Source organism: uncultured Jatrophihabitans sp. (genome assembly GCF_964246335.1).
Classification (GTDB): Bacteria; Actinomycetota; Actinomycetes; order Mycobacteriales; family Jatrophihabitantaceae; genus Jatrophihabitans.
In genome coordinates this window covers 26,447-46,155 of sequence record NZ_CAXTQF010000014.1, presented here as the reverse complement: position 1 = coordinate 46,155, position 19,709 = coordinate 26,447, and the positions used below count along the sequence as shown (strand labels likewise).

Here is a 19,709-nt window from a genome sequence, read left to right as displayed (position 1 = left end):
CATCAGCCGCTCACCCGTTGGCGCTGCCTGGACTGGGTGTAGACCGTCGCGAGCCGCTGACCGACGGTGATCGCGGAGGCGGCGACCAGCAGCCACAGCGCCGCGGCCAGCACGAAGGGCACGCCGAGACCGGTCAGCCCGGTGCCCACGAGCACCGCGATCAGCCGCTCGGCACGTTCGGCGATGCCGACCGTGGCACTCAGCCCGACGCCCTCGGCACGGGCGCGGATGTAGCTGGTCAACGAGCCGAGCACCAGGCAGAGCAGGGCGGCGAGAACCATCCAGCGCTGCCCGTGTTCGGCGTAGTACCACGCGACGGTGGCGAATACCGCGGCGTCGACCACGCGGTCACACGTGGAATCGAGGACCGCGCCGAACGGTGAGCCGCGCCCGCCGGCCCGCGCCACGGCACCGTCGACCATGTCGAGCATCACGAAGGCCCAGATCACCAGCGTCCCGACGAAGAACCAGCCGTGCGGGAAGAACACCAGCGCGCCGGCGACCGCGCCCACGGTGCCGACCAGGGTGACCGCGTCCGGTGTCACACCGGCGTTCGCGAGCCTCGTCCCGAGCGGGACCAGCGCCTGGGACAGCGAGGCGCGGGCGAGGATGTTGAGCACGTGCGCGGGTCGTCCGTTCCGTCTGGGCGATAGCTGGTTCGGCCTGCAGGGGCCGGCGGTCGGTCAACTCTAGCGAGCGGAGCGGTCAGAGCCAGTTGCCCTCGCGAGCGACCTTGAGCAGCGACTCGGCAAGCCCCGGCCGCGGCTGATGCTGCGCCTTGATCGCCACGATGGCCGAACCGCGCACGACGGCGCCGCTGCCGGGCATCGTCTCGTGCATCGCGTCCGGAACCGTCTCGGCGATCTCGCGCCACCGGCGGGCGACGGCGTTCGCGGCCGGGACGTCGGGCAGATCGCGACCGACGATCACCCGGGTGCCGGACACGAGCTCCAGCCAGACCTCGTGCAGCACGGCAGCCGGCGAGTCGTCGGCCGGCCCGGTCACTTCTTCGGCAGGTTGAGCTTCGACAGGTCCGGCATCTGCATGCCCGGGGGCAACCCCGGCGGGAGGGCGTTGGCGCCCTGCCCGTAGGCGTTCGGCGGCAGGGTCGGCGTGCGCTGCCCGCCCTGCGCCTGCTGGTTGTTGCGCGCCCGCTGCCGCTGGGCGTTCTTGCCCTTCTTCGTCTTGCGGGCGTTCTTCGACGACTTCGTGGCGCTGCGCGTGCGCATCCCGGGCATCATGCCGCCCATCTGACCCATCACCTTGCGCGCCTCGAAGAACCGGTCGACGAGCTGGTTGACCTCGCTGACCGTGACGCCGGATCCCTTCGCGATGCGTAGCCGGCGGGAGCCGTTGATCATCTTTGGTTCCTCGCGCTCCCCCGGCGTCATGCCACGGATGATCGCTGCCGTGCGGTCGAGGTCGCGGTCGTCGATCTGGCTGATGGCCTCTTTCATCTGGCCCATGCCGGGCATCATGCCGAGCAGGTTGCCGATCGGGCCCATCTTGCGAATGGCCTGCAGCTGATCCAGGAAGTCCTCGAGGGTGAACTTGTTGCCGGCCGCCAGCTTCGCGGCCATCTCCTGCGCCTCGGCCTCGTCGAAGTGCTGCTGCGCCTGCTCGATCAGCGTCAGCATGTCGCCCATGCCGAGGATGCGCGAGGCCATCCGGTCGGGGTGGAAGACGTCGAAGTCCTCGAGCTTCTCGCCGTTGGACGCGAACATGATCGGCTGACCGGTGACCTGGCGTACCGACAGCGCCGCGCCGCCGCGGGCGTCGCCGTCGAGCTTGGTCAGCACCACGCCGGTGAAGCCGACGCCGTCGCGGAACGCCTCGGCGGTGTTGACCGCGTCCTGGCCGACCATCGCGTCGACAACGAACAGCACCTCCTGCGGATCGACCGCCGCACGGATGTCGGCCGCCTGCTGCATCATCTCGGCGTCCACGCCGAGCCGGCCGGCGGTGTCGACGACCACCATGTCGTGCTGCTGGCGGCGCGCGAACTCGAGGGAGTCGCGGGCGACGCGCACCGGGTCGCCGACGCCGTTACCCGGCTCCGGCGCGAATGTGGGCACGCCGGCGCGCTCGCCGACGATCTGCAGCTGGTTGACCGCGTTCGGCCGCTGCAGGTCACAGGCCACCAGCAGCGGCGTGTGGCCCTGGCCCTGCAGCCAACGCGCCAGCTTGCCGGCGAGCGTGGTCTTGCCAGCGCCCTGCAGGCCCGCGAGCATGATCACCGTCGGCGGCTGCTTGGCGAACTGCAGCCGGCGCGTCTCACCGCCGAGGATCTCGATCAGCTCTTCGTTGACGATCTTGATGACCTGCTGCGCGGGGTTCAGCGCCTTGCTCACCTCGGCGCCGCGCGCGCGTTCCTTCAGCCGCGCGACGAACTCGCGCACGACCGGCAGGGCCACGTCGGCCTCGAGCAGCGCAATGCGGATCTCGCGCGCCGTCGCGTCGATGTCGGCGTCCGAGAGCCGTCCCTTGCCCCGCAGGTTGGTGAAGACGGTGGACAGCCGGTCCGAGAGCGTGTCAAACACAGCCCCAGCCTACGGGCGACGAGCCTTCCGCTGGAACGGCAGGCAACAGCGCGTCAGATCGTTCGCGCTGGGAGGAGACGACAACAGTGAAGGTTCGGGGAGGCGGGCTAGTGCAGGCCGGAGCCACCGTCGACGTAGAGCACCTGGCCGGTGACATAGCCGGCCTCCTCACCGGCGAAGAAGCGCGCCGCGTTCGCGATGTCCTCGGGCAGTCCGCCGCGGCGCACCGGCAGGGCCTTCGCCGCGCCCTCGCGCATCTGCTCGATCGTGGTGCCGACGCGCTCGGCGGTGGCCTTGGTCATGGCCGTCTCGATGAAACCCGGGGCGATGGCGTTGGCGGTGACGCCGAACGGACCGAGCTCGATCGCCAGCGTCTTGGTCAGGCCCTGCAGACCGGCCTTCGCCGTCGAGTAGTTGGCCTGGCCGCGGTTGCCGCGCGCGGAGGTCGACGACATCGACACGATGCGGCCGTATTTCGCGTCGACCATGTGCTTCTGCGCGATGTTGCTGCACAGGAACGCGCCCTTGAGGTGCACGTTCATGACGGTGTCCCAGTCGTCGTCGCCCATCTTGAACAGCAGGTTGTCGCGCAGCACGCCCGCGTTGTTCACCAGGATCTGCAGTCCGCCGAACTCGCCGGCCAGCGTGTCGACGGCCGCCTGCACCTGCTCGCGCTGCGACACGTCCGCGCCGAGCGCGATCGCGCTGCCTCCGGCCGAGGTGATCTCGTCCACCACGGCCTGCGCCGCCTCCTGCTGCAGGTCGAGCACGCCGACCTTTGCGCCGTCGGCGGCGAGCCGCTGCGCGATGGCCGCGCCGATGCCCTGCGCGGCGCCGGTGACGAGTGCAACGCGGTCCTGGACTCCTGGCATGTGCTGTTCTCCTGTTGTCTGCGGGATTGGTCGTCGGGCGGTGGTTGTGGCCAGAAAATGGTCAGGTGCGGATGCCGTCGTACAGCGCTCGTGTCGAGGTCAGCCAACCATCCGGGTCGGCGGCCTGATACGCCAGGAACCGCTTGACCTCCGGGTGCGGCAGCACCAGGAACGTCCCGGCCGCGAGGTCGCGGGCGACGACGTCGGCGACGTGCTCGGCGGTGACGAGCTCGCCAGCCGCGCGCACGGCGCGGGCGGCGTAGTTGCCCTCGGCCAGGGCCGGCGACAGCATCGGGGTGTCCACGCCCATCGGGCACAGCACGCTGACGCCGATACCGCGGCCGCCGTACGTCACGGCGAGGTACTTGGCGAAGCCGACCGCCGCGTGCTTGGTGACGGTGTACGGCGCGTCGCCTGCGGACAGGAACAGCCCGGCCGCCGAGGCGGTGTTGAGCAGCCAGCCGCCGCCGCGCTCGAGCATCGACGGCAGCACCGCCGACGCCGCGTGCACATGCGCCATGGTGTTCACCTCGAACGCACGCTGCCACAGCCCGGCCGGGTCGTCGTCGAGTTCGACGCCGGTGGTGATGCCGGCATTCGAGCAGAACAGGTCGATCCGCCCGTCGCGCTCGAGCGTGCGCCCGACGAGCGCCTGCACTGCCGCGCGATCGCTGACATCGACGGCCTCGGCAACGCCGTCCACCTCGTCGGCGATCCGCTGCGCGGCGTCGAGGTCGACGTCGACCACCACCACCTGCGCGGCGCCGTCGGCGGGGAGGCGGCGGCACAACGCGGCGCCGATGCCGCCCGCGCCGCCGGTGACGACGACGACCGCGTCGCGGACGTCGAATCCGCTCACTTCGGCGGCCGCAGCTGCTCGCGGGCGATGGAGCGCAAGTGCACCTCGTCCGGCCCGTCGGCCAGGTGCAGGGTGCGCACCTGCGCCCACGCGGCGGCCAGCGGTGTGTCCGACGAAACGCCCGCCGCGCCGAAGACCTGCACCGCGCGGTCGAGCACGTAGGACGCGGCCCGCGGTGCTGCGACCTTGATCGCGGCGATCTCGGTGCGGGCGTTCTTGACGCCGGCGGTGTCGATCAGCCACGCGGCCTTGAGCACGAGCAGTCGCGCCTGGTCGATCGCCAGCCGCGACTCGGCGATCCACTCCTGCACCACCCCGTGCCGCGCGATCTCCCGGCCGAACGTCGAGCGTGAGGACGCCCGCTCGCACATCAGCTCCAGAGCGCGTTCGGCGATGCCGAGCGCGCGCATGCAGTGGTGGATCCGGCCGGGGCCGAGGCGGGCCTGCGCCATCATGAAACCGCCGCCCTGCGGGCCGAGCAGATTCTCCCGCGGCACCCGGACGTTGTCGTAGTGGATGACGCCGTGCCCGCCGTGCGGTCCGTCGTCGTAGCCGTACACGGTGGTCGAGCGCTCGACGGTCACGCCCGGCGTGTCCAGTGGCACGAGGATCATCGAGTGCCGGGCGTACTTCGCGGCCTCCGGGTCGCTGACGCCCATGACGATCGCGACCTTGCACTCGGGCCGCAACGCGCCGGTGGACCACCACTTGCGGCCGTCCACCACGTAGCTGTCGCCGTCCGGCGTGATCGTCAGCGCGATGTTGGTCGCGTCCGACGACGCCACGGCGGGCTCGGTCATCGAGAAGCAGGAGCGGATCTCGGCGCGCAGCAATGGCTCGAGCCACTGTTTGCGCTGCTCGTCGGTGGCGAACATCGTGAGCAGTTCCATGTTGCCGGTGTCCGGTGCGGAACAGTTCATCGCCTCGGGCGCGATGGCCATGGACCGCCCGGACAGCTCGGCGATGGGCGCGTAGTCGAGAACGCTCAACCCCGCGCCGAGTTCCACCGAGTCATGCTCAGGTTGCGAGCTCCCCGACGACGGCAGGAACAGGTTCCACAGCCCGCGCGATCGCGCCTCGTCCTTGATCCCGGCCAACACCTCTGGGGTGCGGAACGGGTCACCCGCGGCGCGGTTGGCCGCCGCCTGCTGCTCGAAGGTGTGCTCGGCGGGATACACGTGCTCGTCGAGGAAGGCTCGCACGTCGGCCTGCAGTTCCTGCGAGCGGTCGCTGTGCGCGAAGTCCATGTCCTCGACTCTCCTCGGTACTCGGTGATCAGTGTTCGTCGAGCGCGGTCAGTGCCGCGCCCAGCAGTGTCGGGACGGCGTCGCCGAAATGGTCGAAGCCCGCGCCGACCGTCTTGCCTGCGAGGTAGCGCGCGTGGATGCCCTCGGACACGACCGCGAGCTTGAAGTACCCGAAGCCCACGTACCACGACAGTCGTGACAGATCGCGCGGCGAGTGCTTCGCGTACCGCTGCACCATCTGCCGCGCAGTGAGAAAGCCGGCCTCCGGCAGCATCCGCGGCATGACGCTGTCGCCCTGCTGCGCGAGCTCCTGGTAGACGACGAGCAGCCCGACGTCGGTCAACGGGTCGCCGAGCGTGGCCATCTCCCAGTCGACGACCGCAGCTATCCGGTCGAGCTCATGGGCGAACATCACGTTGGTCAGCCGGTAGTCACCGTGCACGATCGCCGGCGCGGACTGCTGCGGCAGAGCAGTCGTCAACCGGTCGACCGTCTGCGCGAGCTCGGGTCGCGGCTGCGTCTCGGACGCCTGCCACTGCTTGTGCCAGCGCCGCACCTGCCGCTCGAGGAAACCGTCCGGCCGGCCGAACTCGGCGAGCCCGACCGACGCCGGGTCCACCTCGTGCAGGTCGACGAGCGTGTCCATGAGCAGCTCGCAGCTACGGGTCGCCGCGGCGGGCTCGAGTGTGTCGAGCACGGCGCGCTTGTCGAGCACTACTCCGTCGACGAACGACATCAGGTAGAACGGCGCGCCGAGCACGTCGGGGTCGTCGCACAGCGCGATCGCGTCGGCCACCGGCACCGATGTGGCGTTCAACGCGCTGATGACGCGGTACTCGCGGACCATGTCGTGCGCGGTCGGCAGCACGTGCGCGAGCGGCGGCCGGCGCAGCGCCCACACCGAGGAGCCGTCGGTGATGCGGTAGGTCAGATTCGACTTGCCACCGGCGATCACCTCGCCGCTCAGCTGCCCTCGACGCAGTCCCGGATGCTGTGCGTCCAGCCAGCGGGTGAGTGCCGTGAAGTCGACGCCGGGCAGTTCGCCGGGCTCGTCTTCGCTCACCCAGCGAACCCTAGACCAGGCCGGTTGCCGCCCTAGCCGGCCGCCACGTGGAACAACGTCCCGACGCCGTACGTGACGGCGGCCGCCGCGACGCCCAGGACGAGTTGCCGCACGCCCGAGTAGAGCCAGTTGCGCGCGGTGAACCGGGACGTGACCGCGCCGGCGACGAACAACGCCACCGCGGCGAGCACCGCGGACACCCACAGGGACCGCGCGCTGAACAGGTAGGGCAGCAACGGGATCAGCGCACCCACACCGAACGCGAGCAGGGACGACGTCGCCGCCGTTCGCGGGCTGGGCAACGCGCGCGGGTCGACGCCGAGCTCCTCCTGGGCGTGCACCTGCAACGCCTGGTCGGGGTCGGCGGACAGTTGCCGCGCGACGGCGTGCGCGAGGTCGGCGTCGACGCCACGTGCCACGTAGATCTGCGCGAGCTCGGCGATCTCGGCTTCCGCGTTGTGCACGAGCTCGTGCCGTTCGACGTCGAGCTCGCTGCGCGTCGATTCGTTCTGGCTCTGCACCGACACGTACTCGCCGGTGGCCATCGAGAACGCGCCGCCGACGAGCCCGGCCAGTCCGGCCAGCGCCACCGCGGAACTCGACGCGGACGCGCCCGCCACGCCCGCGATCAGCGCGAAGTTGGAGACGAGCCCGTCCATGGACCCGAAGACGGTCGGGCGCAACCAGCCGCCGCTGACGTCGCGGTGCTGGTGATGGATCTCCGCGTCCGCCGGCTTCGTCCCCGCGTGGTCAGTCATCGTCGCCCTCGCCACGATGCGCCGTCGTGATCGGAACGGCGTCCTCGGTCTGTGAATCGCCGTCCGGCTCCCATGGCCCGGCGTCGACGTACGGACTGGCCTCCCGGGCTGCGCGGAACCCGCCGTGGGCCACGAACCAGGCGAGACCGAGCAGGAACACGATGACCGAGGTCCAGTCGTTGAGCCGCAGTCCGAGGATGTGATTGGCGTGATCGCTGCGCAGCGCCTCGATCCAGCCCCGACCGGCGGTGTAACCCATGACGTAGAGCGCCATGACGTTGCCGCGGCCCAACCGCAGGCGGCGGTCGATCACCAGCAACCCGACGCCGATTGCGATGTCCCACAGCGACTCGTACAGGAACGTCGGCTGGAAGTACCCGAGCGTGGTGCCGTGCCCGTTGCCGCAGGAGACCGCGGCGGTACGTCCTGCGTCGAGGCAGTGGATCTGCAGCCGCCACGGCACGCTCGTGGGGCCGCCGTAGAGCTCGTTGTTGAACCAGTTGCCCCAGCGGCCGAGGCCCTGCGCGAAGATCACGCCGGGCACTGCGGCGTCGGCGAACACGGGCAGCCGGATGTGCCGGCGTCGACAGCCGATCCAGGCGCCCAGCGTGCCGAGCGCGATGGCGCCCCAGATGCCGAGCCCGCCGTCCCAGATCTTCAACGCGTTGATTGGGCTGGTCCCCGGCTTGCCCTCGAAATACAGCTCGGGGTCGGTGACGACGTGATAGAGCCGGCCGCCGATGATGCCGAGCACGATGGCCCAGGTGGCGACGTCCCACAGGTGCTCCGGATTGCCCCCGCGCTCGCGCCAACGCCGGCCGGTGAGCCAGACGGCGAGGACGATCCCGGCGATGATGCACAGCGCGTAGGCCCGGATGGGCAGCGGGCCGAGATCCCAGACGCCGCGCGTCGGGCTGGGGATCGCGGCGAGCACGTGCACACGGACACGGTACGGCCCGGCGTTAGCGTGACGGGCATGACCGACGACATGCAGGCGCTCGTGGTGACCCGTACCGGTGGCATCGACGTCCTCGAGGTGCAGCGTCGGCCGGTGCCCGAGCCGGCACCGGGCCAGCTGCTCGTGCAGGTTGCCGCGTCCGGCGTCAACTTCAAGGACGTCTACCTGCGCGAAGGCGTGTACCCGTCCGCACCGCCGTTCGTGCCCGGTGAGGAGTGCGCCGGCACGGTGCTCGCCGTCGGCGCCGACGTGGAGGGGTTCGCCGTCGGTGACGTCGTGGCGAGCGCGTCGGCGATCGGCGCGCACGCCGAGCAGGCGCTCGTACCCGCCCGCCACGCCATCGCGATCCCGTCCGGCCTCGACCCGCAGATCGCCGCTGCGGCGATGCTGCAGGGCATGACGGCGCACTACCTGGTGCACTCGACTTACGCCGTGCGCGAGGGCGACGACGTGCTCGTCCACGCCGCGGCCGGGGGCGTCGGGCAGTTGCTCGTGCAGCTGGTCAAGAGGCAGGGCGCGCACGTCGTCGCGACCGTCGGCAGCGACGCGAAGGTGCAGGTCGCGCGCGCCGCCGGCGCCGACGCCGTCATCCGCTACGACGAGGCCGGCGACCTCGCGGCTGCCGTGCGCGAGCACGTGCCGGACGGTGTGCACGTCGTGTACGACGGCGTCGGCAAGGCGACGTTCGAAGCGTCCCTGGCGTCGTTGCGCCGGCGCGGCATGTTGGCGTTGTTCGGCGCGGCGAGCGGTCAGGTGCCGCCGTTCGACCTGCAGCGGCTCAACCCGGCGGGCTCGCTGTTCGTCACCCGGCCGACGCTCGCCGACTACGTCGCAACCCGCGACGAGCTGCAGTGGCGCGCGGGCGACGTGCTCGACGGCGCGGCAAGCGGCGAGCTGCGCATCGCGATCGGCGGCCGTTACCCGCTCGACGACGCGCAGCAGTGCTACCGGGACCTCGAAGGCCGGCGCACCACCGGCAAGCTGCTGATCGTGCCCTGACGGGCGTCGGTCAGCGCCGCACGCCGTCGGCCAACTCGGCGGCGAGCTTGCCGACCGCGGCCACGCCGCGCTCGTCGGGTGCGTCGAGCAGGCACCGCACGAGCGCCGAGCCGACGATGACGCCGTCGGCGAACGCCGCGACCTCACGCGCCTGCTCCCCCGTCGACACGCCGAGCCCCACGCACGCGAGCGTCTGCGGCGCCAGATCGCGCACCCGTTGCACGAGCCCGGCGGCGGCAGCCCCGACGCTGGTGCGCGCGCCGGTGACACCCATGACCGCTGTGGCGTAGACGAACCCGCGCGACGCCGCGGCGGTCGACACGATCCGTGCGTCCGACGACGACGGCGCGACGAGGAACACGCGGTCCAGCTCGTGCTCGTCGCTCGCGGCGAGCCACTCGGCGGCCTCGTCGGGGATGAGGTCCGGGGTGATCGCCCCGGATCCGCCGGCCGCCGCGAGGTCGGTCGCGAAGCGCGCGACGCCGTAGCGATCGACCGGGTTCCAGTAGCTCATGACCAGCGCGGCGGCACCGGCCTCGGCAACGGCGGCCGTGGCCTGCAGCGCGTCGCGCATGCCGACGCCGGCCTGCACCGCGGGTTCTGCAGCGGCCTGGATCGTCGGTCCGTCCATCACCGGGTCGCTGTAGGGCACACCGACCTCGACGATGTCGACGCCGTTGGCCACCATTGCCCGCATGGCCTCGATGGACAGCTCGACCGACGGGTAGCCGACGGGCAGGTAGCCGATCAGCGAGGCACGGCCCTGCTCGTGCGCCGCGGCGATCGTGTCGGCAACGCCGCTCATACGGCCACGGCCTTAATGACTTGGCCGGCGCGTTGGCCCTGCCCGCGGAATCGTGCAGCGTTCTTTGCGAAGCGATTTCGTGGGGTGTTCATACTTCGGGCTCGCCGGTCGAGGCGTCGTTGTCCTCGAGCTCCGAGCGATCCTTGCCGGCGAGCTCGAACCACTTGGCGGCGGTCTCGACGTCCTTGTCGCCGCGTCCGGACAGGTTGACGAGAATGATCGCGTCCGGCCCGAGTTCGCGGCCGAGGTGCATTGCGCCGGCCAGCGCGTGCGCCGACTCGATCGCCGGGATGATGCCTTCCTCGCGGCACAGCAGCGAGAAGGCGTCCATGGCCTGGGCGTCGGTGATCGGCCGGTACTCGGCGCGGCCGATGTCGTGCAGGTAGGAGTGCTCCGGCCCGACACCCGGGTAGTCGAGTCCGGCCGAGATGGAGTGCGACTCGACGGTTTGGCCGTTGTCGTCCTGCAGCAGGTAGGAGCGTGCGCCGTGCAGGACGCCGGGCGCGCCGCCGGTGATCGCCGCGGCGTGCCGGCCGGTCTGCACGCCGTCGCCACCTGCCTCGAAGCCGACCAGCCGCACGTCCTCGTCCGGCACGAAGGCGGTGAAGATGCCGATGGCGTTCGACCCGCCGCCGACGCAGGCAGCGACCGCGTCCGGCAACCGTCCGCAGCGTTCGAGCACCTGGGCACGTGCCTCGTCGCCGATGATGCGTTGATACTCGCGCACCATCAGCGGGAACGGGTGCGGCCCGGCGACGGTGCCGAACACGTAGTTCGTCGTGTCGACGTTGGTCACCCAGTCGCGCATGGCCTCGTTGATCGCGTCCTTAAGGGTGCGGCTGCCGGTCGTCACCGGCACGACCTGCGCGCCGAGCAGCTCCATCCGCGCGACGTTGAGCGCCTGCCGACGGGTGTCCTCCTCGCCCATGTAGACGACACACTCGAGGCCGAGCAAGGCCGCGGCCGTGGCGGTGGCGACGCCGTGCTGTCCCGCGCCGGTCTCGGCGATCACCCGCTGCTTGCCGATGTGCCGGGTGAGCAGTGCCTGCCCCAGCACGTTGTTGATCTTGTGCGACCCGGTGTGATTGAGGTCCTCGCGCTTGAGCAGGACGCGCGCACCGCCGGCGTGCGCGCCGAACTTCGGCACGTCGGTCAGCGGGGAGGGCCGGCCGGTGTAGTCGCGCAGCAACCCGGCGAGCTCGGCGCGGAACGTCGGGTCGGCCTGGGTCTGGTGGAACGCGGCGGTGAGGTCGTCGATGGCGGCGACGAGCGCTTCGGGCACGTACCGGCCACCGTACGGGCCGAAGTGTCCGGTGGCGTCCGGAGCCGGTGCATCAACGGTGTGAACGGTGGGGCGTGCGTGAGTCATGCGGGAACTCCCGGGTCGGGTCGAAGCACCGGCGATGGGTCGGGGTCAGCCCCGCCATCGCTCACCCGGCTCGGCACGCATGCGTTCACCTTACAAGCGCCGTTGCGAGGTGCCCGCCGGTTAGAGTCGGCGCGCAGACGCCGCCTGACTTACAGGAGCAGCACGATGCGCGAGCCCGGGGACCGCTTCGGTGATCCGAACGCGCCGCAACAGTGGCAGCCCCCCGCTCAGCCGCAGTACGGACCGGGCCAGTACGGCCAGCCGCAGTACGGACCGGGCCAGTACGGCCAGCCGCCTTACGCGCCAGGGCAACCGCCGCAATACGGGCAGCAACCACCGCCGTACGGCCAGCCGCCCTATGCGCCGGACCAGCCGTGGTCGCCGGAGCCGCCGCCCAGCCGCAGGAAGAACTGGCTGATCGCAGTCGTGGCCGCAGTGGTGGCCGCCGCCGTCGCCATCGCGTTGATCCTCGTGTTCGCCAACTCCGACGACCACAGCGCCGACCGCAAGACCGCCAACCGGTCGCTCTCGCTGCCGGCGAGCTTCGGCGCGTACCGCAAGAACACCTCGGTGGACACCAATACGTTGCGCAGTCAGATCGCCGGTCAGCTCGGTTCGCTCGGTGCGGGCTCGGATGCCGCGAACCACGCGCAGGTCGGCGCGTACTCGAGCGGCAGCGGTACTCCGCAGGTGATCTTCCTCGGCTTCCGGGTCAAGGACGTGCCCAAGCTGGACAACCAGGTCAAGGATGACGGCGTCGACGCCACCGTCAAACAGTTCACCGACGGCGTGTCGAACGGTGTGTCCGGACAGGGTGGCCAGGCTTCCGGCGGCATGCAGGCCTACGACCCGGGCAAGCTCGCCGGCGCGATGCGCTGCCAGATCGCGAACCTGGCCGAGAAGTCCGTCGGCCTGTGTGGGTGGGGCGACAGTTCGTACTTCGCGCTCACCCTCGTGCTCGACCAGACCTCGTCGAGCGCGACGGCCGACATCACCCGGCAGCTGCGCGAGGCCGCCGAACACCGACCCGCCTCGCCAGCGTGGCCGCTGCTGCGGGCGACACGCCGACGAAGCACCCGCAGCATCGCCACACGACGGCGGCGAACCCGAGTGTCAGCGGGCGGCGCGCGGCGTGGCGGGATGTGCGCCGGCCGTCACCAGTTCGGCCACGGCATGCCGCGGGTCGGCACCGCGTACCAGCGTCTCGCCGACGAGCACCGCGTCGGCGCCGGCCGAGGCGTACTCGATCAGGTCGCGCGGCCCGCGTACACCCGACTCGGCGATCTTGACGATCTCCGATGGGAGTCCGGGTGCGATGCGCTCGAAGGTCGAACGGTCGACGTCGAGCGTGCGCAGATCACGGGCGTTCACGCCGATCACCCGGGCACCGGCGTCGAGGGCGCGCGACGCCTCGTCCTCGTCGTGCACCTCGACGAGCGCGGTCATGCCGAGGGACTCGATGCGCTCGCGCAGGCCGATCAGCGCGTTCTGCTCCAGCGCCGCCACGATCAGGAGCACTACGTCGGCACCGTGTGCCCGCGCCTCGTGCACCTGGTAGGAGTTCACGACGAAGTCCTTGCGCAGGACCGGAATGTGCACCGCGGCGCGGACGCAATCCAGATCGTCGAGTGAGCCACCGAAGCGGCGTTGCTCGGTGAGCACGCTGATCATCCGCGCACCACCGGAGGCGTATTGACCGGCGAGCTCGGCCGGATCGCCGATCGGAGCGAGCGCACCCTTCGACGGGCTGGCCCGCTTGACCTCGGCGATCACCCCGACGCCCGGCGCGCGCAGCGCGGCCAAGGCGTCGATCGCGGGTCGGGCCTGCGCGGCCCGGTGCTTGACGACGTCGAGGGGCAACTGCGCCTCACGTGTCGCGGCGTCCGCACGGGCGCCCGCGACGATGTCGTCGAGCACGCTAGCCATCGTTCGCCTCCCGTCGTCCCAGCACGCCGGTGTGCAGGCCGAGCGTAACCAGCGCACGCGGGGTCGCGGCGCGCGGGGCGGCTGGGGTGATCATCGCGGCTTCCGCGGGTCGGTCGGGTCCTCGCCACGGTCGAGGGCGGTCCACAGCGTCGCCGCGGCGCGTTGGCGGGTCCGCTCGCGCGCGTCGTCGCTCTCGTCCGCCTGGGTCGACACCGCCTCGTAGCGCGTCGACATCGCGGACCAGCGATGCCCCTGCCACGCGACGAGCACGCCGGCCACGAGGACGAGCACGCCGGCGATCACGGACAGCGCGGGCCACGCCTGCGTGACGGCGACGTGCGGGCGCGCCGCGGTGACGACCACGCTGCTGTGGTGCTCGGTGACCAGCGCGCGGGCCCGCGACGTGCCGACCGCACTCGCTGCTGCGATCGAGCGCCACACGATCGCCGCGCCGGACACCGCGAGCACGACGCCGACGACACGCCGCGGGGTGCCGCGGGTGGCGATCACCGCCACGACACCGGCCAAGGCCACCAGCGCGAAGGCCGTCGGCGCCGAGTCGATGGTGCGCCCGGACAGGTGCAGCGTGTCGTCGTGCAGCGGCGCGGGCCGCGGGGTGGTGACGGTCTGCCACGCACGCAGCGCGATCAGCAGGGCGCCGACGGCGCCGATCGCGTCGAGGATCAGCGCACCCGCGTACGCCCGACGGGACGCGCTCACGTCACCGTGCGCAGCGTCTCGGCGGTGGCGATCGCCTGCAGCACGGCGCGCGCCTTGTTGCGCGTCTCCTGTTCCTCGTTGGCCGGAATGCTGTCGGCCACCACACCAGCCGCAGCCTGCACGTAGGCCTTGCCGTCGCGCATCACTGCGGTGCGGATCGCGATCGCCATGTCGAGGTCGCCGGCCGCATCCAGGTACCCGACGGCGCCGCCGTAGACGTTGCGCCGCACCGGTTCGAGCTCGTCGATCAACTCCATTGCGCGCACCTTCGGCGCGCCGGTCAGCGTGCCTGCCGGAAAGGTCGCGGTGAGCACGTCGAAGGCGTCCATGCCCTCGGCGACGGTCGAGCGCACCGAGGACACGATGTGCCACACGTGGCTGTACCGCTCCACCGCGCCGAACTCGACGACCTCGACGCTGCCGGGCGCGGACACCCGGCCGAGATCGTTGCGGGCGAGATCGACGAGCATCACGTGCTCGGCGCGTTCCTTCTCGTCGCTGACGAGTTCGGCAGCGAGTGCAGCGTCCTGCTCCGGGGTGTCACCGCGGCGTCGCGTGCCGGCGATGGGGTGCAGCACCGCCGTGCCGTCCTTGACGGTGACGAGCGCCTCGGGACTGCTGCCGACGATGTCGACGTCGGCGGTGCGCAGGAAGTACATGTACGGCGACGGATTCAGGGTGCGCAGCACGCGGTAGACGTCCAGCGGTTCGGCGTCGGTCTCGGCGACGAAGCGCTGCCCCACCTGGATCTGGAACACCTCGCCCGCCCGCACCGCCTCCAGCGCCTGTTCGACCGCAGGCTCGTACTCCCCCGCCGGCGTGCGCGACTGCGCGTCCTTCGGCGGCGCGGCACCGACGGTGGCCACGGTCGGTTCGCTCGGGGTGGCGAGCGCCGCCTGCATCACGTCCAGACGGCGCACGGCGTCGGCGTACGCGGCGTCGAGCTCGATGCCGCTCATGCCCGGCGCGAGCAGCGCATTGGCGATCAGCACCACGGTGCACTCGTGATGGTCGACGGCGGCAAGATCCGTGACGAGCAGCATGGTCAGCTTGGGCAGCCCGAGCTCGTCCACGGCTTTGTCGGGCAGCTGCTCGATGCGCCGGACGACGTCATACCCGAGGTAACCCACCAGGCCGCCGGTCAGCGGCGGCAGGCCGGGCAGCCGCGGCGCCTTGATCGCTCGCCACGCGGCGCCGAGCACCTCGAGCGGGTCCCCGGTGGTCGGCACGCCGGCCGGGACGTCGCCGGACCACGTCGCCGCACCGTCGGCCACCGACAACGCGGCGACGGCGTCGACGCCGACGAACGACCAGCGGGAGAACGAGGCGCCCGGCTCGGCCGACTCGAGCAGGAACGTGTTAATGCGCCCGGCGGCCAGCTTGCGATAGACCCCCACCGGCGTCTCGGCGTCGGCGAACAGCGTGCGGGTGATCGGCACGAGCCGGTGGGTCGCGGCCAGGTGGGCGAGGTCGCCCCGGCCGATCGGCGCACCGATCGGGAACGGCGTCGTCACAGCTCGCCGCCGGCGTCGAAACAGCTTCGCGCGCCGGTGTGACAGGCGGGGCCGGTCTGCTCGACGCGCACGAGCAGCGCGTCGCCGTCGCAGTCCAGGGCGACGGACTTGACGGCCTGCACGTGGCCGGACGTCTCGCCCTTGACCCAGTACTGCCGGCGCGAGCGCGACCAGTACGTGGCCCGGCCGGTGGTGAGCGTGCGGTGCAGCGCTTCGTCGTCCATCCAGCCGACCATCAGCACCTCGCCGGTGTCGTGCAGTTGGACGACGGCAGCGACGAGCCCGTTCGCGTCGCGCTTGAGGCGTGCCGCCACGGCGGGATCGAGCTGGGACTCCTCGCGCGGCGCCATGGCCCCGATTGTGCCGAACCGGTCAGCCGCGCGCTGCCGGCAGCCACAGCGTGACCGTGCTGCCGCTCTCGACGGTGCTCTCGAAGCGCACCGTGCCGCCGTGCGCCTCGAGGATGCTGGCGACGATCGACATGCCGAGTCCCGAGCCGCCGCGGGCCCGGGTGCGTGCCTTGTCCGCGCGCCAGAACCGCTCGAAGACACGCGCCGCTTCTTCGGGCGGCAGGCCGGGGCCGCCGTCGACCACTTGCACGACGACGCCGCTGTCGCGACCGAAACCGCGCGCCAGGATCGGCCGGCCGGGCGCCGTGTGCACCGCGGCGTTGTTGATCAGGTTGCGGACCGCGCGCAGCAGCTGGTCGCGGTCGCCGAGCACCACCGGCATGGGCCCGAGTTCGAGGTCGATCCGCCGGTCGGGGAACGCCGCGCGTGAGCCGCTGACGGCGTCGTCGAGCAGGCCGGTCATGTCGACCGGCACGTGTGCGGTGCGCTCGGCGGCGCCGGCCGCGTCGCCGCGCGCGAGCAGTAACAGGTCCTCGACGAGGCGCGACATGCGGGTGCCCTCGGACTCGATGCGGTCGAGGTTGTCGGCCGGGACGTCGCCGTCGACAGCACGTTGCATCCGCGCCAGCTCGGCGTACCCGCGGATCGAGGTCAGCGGGGTGCGCAACTCGTGCGACGCGTCGGCCAGGAACTGCCGCATCCGCTGTTCGCTCTCGACGCGGGCCGCGAACTGCGTCTCGACGGCGGCGAGCATCGTGTTGAACGACTCGGCGAGCTGCCCGACCTCGGTGCCCTCCTCGGCCGTCGGCACCCGCCGCTCGAGGCCCGACCCGCTCGGGGACAGCTCGGCCGAGACGTCCTGCGCGGTACTGGTCACGCGACGCAGGCCACGCAGGCTGAACCGCACGCCCGATGCCGTGGCCAGCACCGCCACGACGACGGCTCCGGCACCGATGATGGTCTCGAGGAAGATCAGACGACCGAGCGTCTGGTGCTCGTCATAGGTGCTGAGCCCGATGATGATCTTCGCGTTTGTCTCGTTGCCGCCACCGACGTTGCCGTCGATTGCGGCTACCCGCAGCTGCTTGCCGTCGCTCGTGCGGATGGTCACCGGATCCGTAGAGCTGAGCCCGATCAGCCGTGTCGCATCCGCGTGGGATAGCGAGATGGTGTGCACACCCAGCGCGTACTCGGACGGCTTGGCGAGCACCTGGCCGGAGTGGATGTCCAGCGCGACGGCATAGACCTCGACGGCCGTAGGCCCGCCCATCGAGTTGCCGTTGAAGATGCGCTGCGGACCCTGACTGATCGTGGATTGCAGCTGCTGGTCGAGCCGGTCGGCCAGGAACGAACGCAACGCGAAATAGGTGCTGGCACCGATGACCGCGACGAGCACGACGACCAGAGCGACGACGCCGGTGACGAGACGCGCCGTGAGGCTGCGCCGGCCCAGCCGCTCCCGGATCGCTGCCCGCCCGGCCCGTGGTTTGACCCGAGGGTCGTCACCCGGCGGCGCCGCCTCGCCGGGCAGCACCTCGGTCCGCGCCTCGTCGATACTCACGTCAGGACGGTCAGCTGCGCATCACGTGCGCGGCGCCTTGATGACGTAGCCCGCGCCGCGGATGGTGTGGATGAGTTTCGGATCGACGTTGTCGACCTTCTTGCGCAAATAGCCGATGTAGAGCTCGACGATGTTCGACTGGCCCTGGAAGTCGTACTTCCACACGCGGTCGAGGATCTGCGTCTTCGACAGCACGACACGCTCGTTGCGCATCAGATAGCGCAGCAGCTCGAACTCGGTGGCGGTCAGGTGCACCTCGACGCCGGCGCGGGTGACCTCGTGGCTGTTCTCGTCGAGCTCCAGGTCGGCGACGGTCAGCACGCCGTCGCGACCGGTCTCGGGCGTCGAACGGCGCAGTACGGCGTGCACCCGGGCGAGCAGTTCCTCGATGCTGAACGGCTTGACGACATAGTCGTCGGCACCGGCGCGCAGGCCGACGATGCGATCGCTTGCGGTGTCGCGTGCGGTCAGGAAGATGACCGGCACCTGCGAGCCGGCCGCGCGCAGGTTGTTGAGCACGCCGAGACCGTCCATGCCGGGCATCATCACGTCGAGCACGATGAGGTCGGGGTCGATCTCCGCGACCTTCGCGAGCGCGCTGCTGCCGTTGTCGGCCGTCACCGTCTCGAACCCGTCGAAGCGCAGGGCCGACGACACGAGGTGCGTGACGTTGTCCTCGTCGTCGACCACGAGCACACGGCGCTTGCTGTTGGTCATCACGGTCGCGGCGCTCATCGGCTCATCTCCACTGTCTGCCAGGTGTCGTCTTGGCTTTCGCTGTGCCCATCCTGAGCACCGCGAGTAAGCCGAGCATGGGTTGCACCTGTGAGCAGGATATGTCCGCCGCGAGCGGAACGACCGGGATGCGGGTCAGCCGGGCGGGTCCTGCGAGGCCCGACCACTGAGCCAGGACCGGCTCGGGACGGGCTCAGGCACCGGCGCCGTGCTGCCGGCCGGCACCGCACCGTCGGGCGCGGTCCCGGGCTGCGCGTGGGCCCCGGCGGTGCGCCTGCGGCCGCGCAGCCACGGCACCGTGCCGGCGTCGTAGTGCCGCCACGACGCAGGCACGAAGATCAGCACGAGGGCGGCCAGGCAGCTGAGCACGACCAGCCACGACACGAACGTGCCGCCCTTGTCACCGTCGACGAGGAAGTAGACGGCGGCGGCGAACAGCACGACCTGCACGAGCGCGAACGGCCATCGACGCCGCCCGGCGATCGCCCAGATCAGCGAGACCGAGCAGGCCACGAACAGCACTGCCGCGATGATTCCGGCCAGCAACTCGCCGTGCGTCGACCCCGTGATGTCCGGCGGGATCACCGGATGGACGCTGCCGTGCACGATGAACAGCACGGCGTACACCGCGAGGAACGGCACCGGCACGGTGCCCAGGGCAACGGCCGCCACAACGGTGTACGGCGCGGGTCGATCGTCCTCGTCCCGGTAGAACTCGGCCACAGCAGTCCCTCCCCGCTGTCGATACGCTCGCCACCATGGCGCACCACGCGGTCGACGAGCGGCATGCGCTCGCGCAGACTTTACGCCGCACCGACCCGTTTGCCGCGACGTTGAGCGGCGAGTGGAACGCGGCGCAGCTGTTGGCCCACCTCGTGCTGCGGGAGCGCTCGATCGTCGATGCCGGGCGTTTCGTCCCGGTTCCGGCCCTGGCCAGGCGCGCAGACCGCGCGGTGGCCGACCTTGCGGCCGACACGCCGTACGAGCAGCTCATCGACGTCTTCGACCGCGGGCCGACCTGGCGTGAGGTGCACGGGCCCGTCCCGACGGCGTGGCTGTGGTCGCTGCCGGCCGTGCGCGAGCAGGCCAACGTCATCGAGTATCTCGTCCACCACGAGGACGTGCGGCGGGCCGAACCCGACTGGCAGCCACGCCTGCTGCCCGTCGATCTGCAGCGCACGCTGTGGCAGCGCCTGCACGTGCTTTCCCGGGTGACGCTGCGGCGCCTGCCACTCGGCGTCCACCTGCAGTGGCCGGCGCACGGGCAGCTCGCGTCCCGGCTCGCCCGGCGCGGCGCTCCCGTCGTCACGATCACCGGTGATCCGGTCGAACTCACGCTGTTCGCGCTGGGCCGCGGCGCGGTCGCCGACGTGCAGTTCGACGGCGCGCCCGCCGACGTCGCGATTGTGCGCGAGGGTCAGATCTCCTTCTGA

At 71.2% G+C, this 19,709-nt stretch carries 21 protein-coding genes; 2 read left to right on the top strand and 19 right to left on the bottom strand.

Annotated elements, in window-relative coordinates; translation table 11 throughout:
- Window positions 1-2: 2 nt before the first annotated feature.
- From pgsA to lgt, 9 genes are all read right to left on the bottom strand, one after another.
- Window positions 3-620 carry a phosphatidylinositol phosphate synthase gene (pgsA, locus tag ACFFCN_RS06505; protein WP_375490330.1) on the bottom strand — a complete coding sequence of 206 codons (618 nt, stop codon included), beginning with the start codon at window positions 618-620 and terminating at the stop codon, window positions 3-5.
- A gap of 85 nt (window positions 621-705) precedes the next feature.
- Entirely contained in the window at window positions 706-1,005 is a 300-nt protein-coding gene (locus ACFFCN_RS06500; RefSeq protein ID WP_375490329.1) for a hypothetical protein, read from the bottom strand.
- The gene (gene ffh / locus ACFFCN_RS06495; RefSeq protein ID WP_375490328.1) at window positions 1,002-2,540 is read right to left on the bottom strand and encodes a signal recognition particle protein; all 1,539 of its coding nucleotides are present in this window, start codon (window positions 2,538-2,540) and stop codon (window positions 1,002-1,004) included. The genes ACFFCN_RS06500 and ffh overlap by 4 nt, the downstream gene beginning before the upstream one ends.
- A 107-nt stretch (window positions 2,541-2,647) precedes the next feature.
- Window positions 2,648-3,412, bottom strand: a complete 765-nt coding sequence (fabG, locus tag ACFFCN_RS06490; protein ID WP_375490327.1) for a 3-oxoacyl-ACP reductase FabG — start codon at window positions 3,410-3,412, stop codon at window positions 2,648-2,650.
- A 61-nt stretch (window positions 3,413-3,473) separates the two neighbouring features.
- A complete protein-coding gene (locus ACFFCN_RS06485) occupies window positions 3,474-4,271 on the bottom strand; it encodes an SDR family oxidoreductase (RefSeq protein ID WP_375490326.1) in 798 nt (265 codons plus the stop codon).
- Complete coding sequence (locus tag ACFFCN_RS06480) at window positions 4,268-5,518, bottom strand: acyl-CoA dehydrogenase family protein (RefSeq protein WP_375490325.1); 1,251 nt, start codon at window positions 5,516-5,518, stop codon at window positions 4,268-4,270. Before ACFFCN_RS06480 ends, ACFFCN_RS06485 begins: the two co-directional genes overlap by 4 nt.
- A gap of 28 nt (window positions 5,519-5,546) precedes the next feature.
- Window positions 5,547-6,581, bottom strand: a complete 1,035-nt coding sequence (locus ACFFCN_RS06475) for a phosphotransferase family protein (protein WP_375490324.1) — start codon at window positions 6,579-6,581, stop codon at window positions 5,547-5,549.
- A gap of 32 nt (window positions 6,582-6,613) precedes the next feature.
- Window positions 6,614-7,339 (bottom strand): VIT1/CCC1 transporter family protein, encoded by a 726-nt coding sequence (locus ACFFCN_RS06470; RefSeq protein ID WP_375490323.1) that lies wholly within the window; start codon window positions 7,337-7,339, stop codon window positions 6,614-6,616.
- Window positions 7,332-8,279 carry a prolipoprotein diacylglyceryl transferase gene (lgt, locus tag ACFFCN_RS06465; protein ID WP_375490322.1) on the bottom strand — a complete coding sequence of 316 codons (948 nt, stop codon included), beginning with the start codon at window positions 8,277-8,279 and terminating at the stop codon, window positions 7,332-7,334. Before lgt ends, ACFFCN_RS06470 begins: the two co-directional genes overlap by 8 nt.
- A 36-nt stretch (window positions 8,280-8,315) precedes the next feature.
- Between lgt and ACFFCN_RS06460 the strand changes: the two genes are divergently transcribed.
- Window positions 8,316-9,296 carry a quinone oxidoreductase gene (locus ACFFCN_RS06460; RefSeq protein WP_375490321.1) on the top strand — a complete coding sequence of 327 codons (981 nt, stop codon included), beginning with the start codon at window positions 8,316-8,318 and terminating at the stop codon, window positions 9,294-9,296.
- A gap of 10 nt (window positions 9,297-9,306) precedes the next feature.
- On the opposite strand, the gene trpA is transcribed toward ACFFCN_RS06460, so the two are convergent.
- From trpA to ACFFCN_RS06410, 10 genes are all read right to left on the bottom strand, one after another.
- Entirely contained in the window at window positions 9,307-10,101 is a 795-nt protein-coding gene (gene trpA, locus ACFFCN_RS06455; RefSeq protein ID WP_375490320.1) for a tryptophan synthase subunit alpha, read from the bottom strand.
- Between the two features lie 88 nt (window positions 10,102-10,189).
- Window positions 10,190-11,470, bottom strand: a complete 1,281-nt coding sequence (gene trpB, locus ACFFCN_RS06450) for a tryptophan synthase subunit beta (RefSeq protein WP_375490319.1) — start codon at window positions 11,468-11,470, stop codon at window positions 10,190-10,192.
- Window positions 11,471-11,826: 356 nt separating this feature from the next.
- Complete coding sequence (locus ACFFCN_RS06445) at window positions 11,827-12,048, bottom strand: hypothetical protein (protein ID WP_375490318.1); 222 nt, start codon at window positions 12,046-12,048, stop codon at window positions 11,827-11,829.
- Window positions 12,049-12,583: 535 nt separating this feature from the next.
- Entirely contained in the window at window positions 12,584-13,387 is an 804-nt protein-coding gene (gene trpC, locus ACFFCN_RS06440) for an indole-3-glycerol phosphate synthase TrpC (protein ID WP_375490350.1), read from the bottom strand.
- A gap of 99 nt (window positions 13,388-13,486) precedes the next feature.
- The gene (locus ACFFCN_RS06435; RefSeq protein WP_375490317.1) at window positions 13,487-14,116 is read right to left on the bottom strand and encodes a TIGR02234 family membrane protein; all 630 of its coding nucleotides are present in this window, start codon (window positions 14,114-14,116) and stop codon (window positions 13,487-13,489) included.
- Window positions 14,113-15,630 (bottom strand): anthranilate synthase component I, encoded by a 1,518-nt coding sequence (locus ACFFCN_RS06430; protein WP_375490316.1) that lies wholly within the window; start codon window positions 15,628-15,630, stop codon window positions 14,113-14,115. Before ACFFCN_RS06430 ends, ACFFCN_RS06435 begins: the two co-directional genes overlap by 4 nt.
- Complete coding sequence (gene hisI, locus ACFFCN_RS06425) at window positions 15,627-15,980, bottom strand: phosphoribosyl-AMP cyclohydrolase (RefSeq protein WP_375490315.1); 354 nt, start codon at window positions 15,978-15,980, stop codon at window positions 15,627-15,629. Before hisI ends, ACFFCN_RS06430 begins: the two co-directional genes overlap by 4 nt.
- Before the next feature lie 22 nt (window positions 15,981-16,002).
- Complete coding sequence (locus ACFFCN_RS06420) at window positions 16,003-17,541, bottom strand: sensor histidine kinase (RefSeq protein ID WP_375490314.1); 1,539 nt, start codon at window positions 17,539-17,541, stop codon at window positions 16,003-16,005.
- A 21-nt stretch (window positions 17,542-17,562) separates the two neighbouring features.
- Window positions 17,563-18,276 carry a response regulator transcription factor gene (locus tag ACFFCN_RS06415; protein ID WP_375490313.1) on the bottom strand — a complete coding sequence of 238 codons (714 nt, stop codon included), beginning with the start codon at window positions 18,274-18,276 and terminating at the stop codon, window positions 17,563-17,565.
- A 135-nt stretch (window positions 18,277-18,411) separates the two neighbouring features.
- Window positions 18,412-18,999, bottom strand: a complete 588-nt coding sequence (locus tag ACFFCN_RS06410; RefSeq protein WP_375490312.1) for a hypothetical protein — start codon at window positions 18,997-18,999, stop codon at window positions 18,412-18,414.
- Window positions 19,000-19,034: 35 nt separating this feature from the next.
- On the opposite strand from ACFFCN_RS06410, the gene ACFFCN_RS06405 reads away from it, so the two are divergent.
- Window positions 19,035-19,709: a TIGR03085 family metal-binding protein gene (locus ACFFCN_RS06405; protein ID WP_375490311.1), complete on the top strand. Its 675-nt coding sequence runs from the start codon at window positions 19,035-19,037 to the stop codon at window positions 19,707-19,709.

Bases quoted from the DNA above. Each gene is read 5' to 3' on its own strand.
- fabG (WP_375490327.1), bottom strand. From the start codon at position 3,412: ATGCCAGGAGTCCAGGACCGCGTTGCACTCGTCACCGGCGCCGCGCAG.
- ACFFCN_RS06480 (WP_375490325.1), bottom strand. From the start codon at position 5,518: ATGGACTTCGCGCACAGCGACCGCTCGCAGGAACTGCAGGCCGACGTG.
- ACFFCN_RS06470 (WP_375490323.1), bottom strand. From the start codon at position 7,339: ATGACTGACCACGCGGGGACGAAGCCGGCGGACGCGGAGATCCATCAC.
- ACFFCN_RS06460 (WP_375490321.1), top strand. From the start codon at position 8,316: ATGACCGACGACATGCAGGCGCTCGTGGTGACCCGTACCGGTGGCATC.
- trpA (WP_375490320.1), bottom strand. From the start codon at position 10,101: ATGAGCGGCGTTGCCGACACGATCGCCGCGGCGCACGAGCAGGGCCGT.
- trpB (WP_375490319.1), bottom strand. From the start codon at position 11,470: ATGACTCACGCACGCCCCACCGTTCACACCGTTGATGCACCGGCTCCG.
- hisI (WP_375490315.1), bottom strand. From the start codon at position 15,980: ATGGCGCCGCGCGAGGAGTCCCAGCTCGATCCCGCCGTGGCGGCACGC.
- ACFFCN_RS06415 (WP_375490313.1), bottom strand. From the start codon at position 18,276: ATGAGCGCCGCGACCGTGATGACCAACAGCAAGCGCCGTGTGCTCGTG.
- ACFFCN_RS06405 (WP_375490311.1), top strand. From the start codon at position 19,035: ATGGCGCACCACGCGGTCGACGAGCGGCATGCGCTCGCGCAGACTTTA.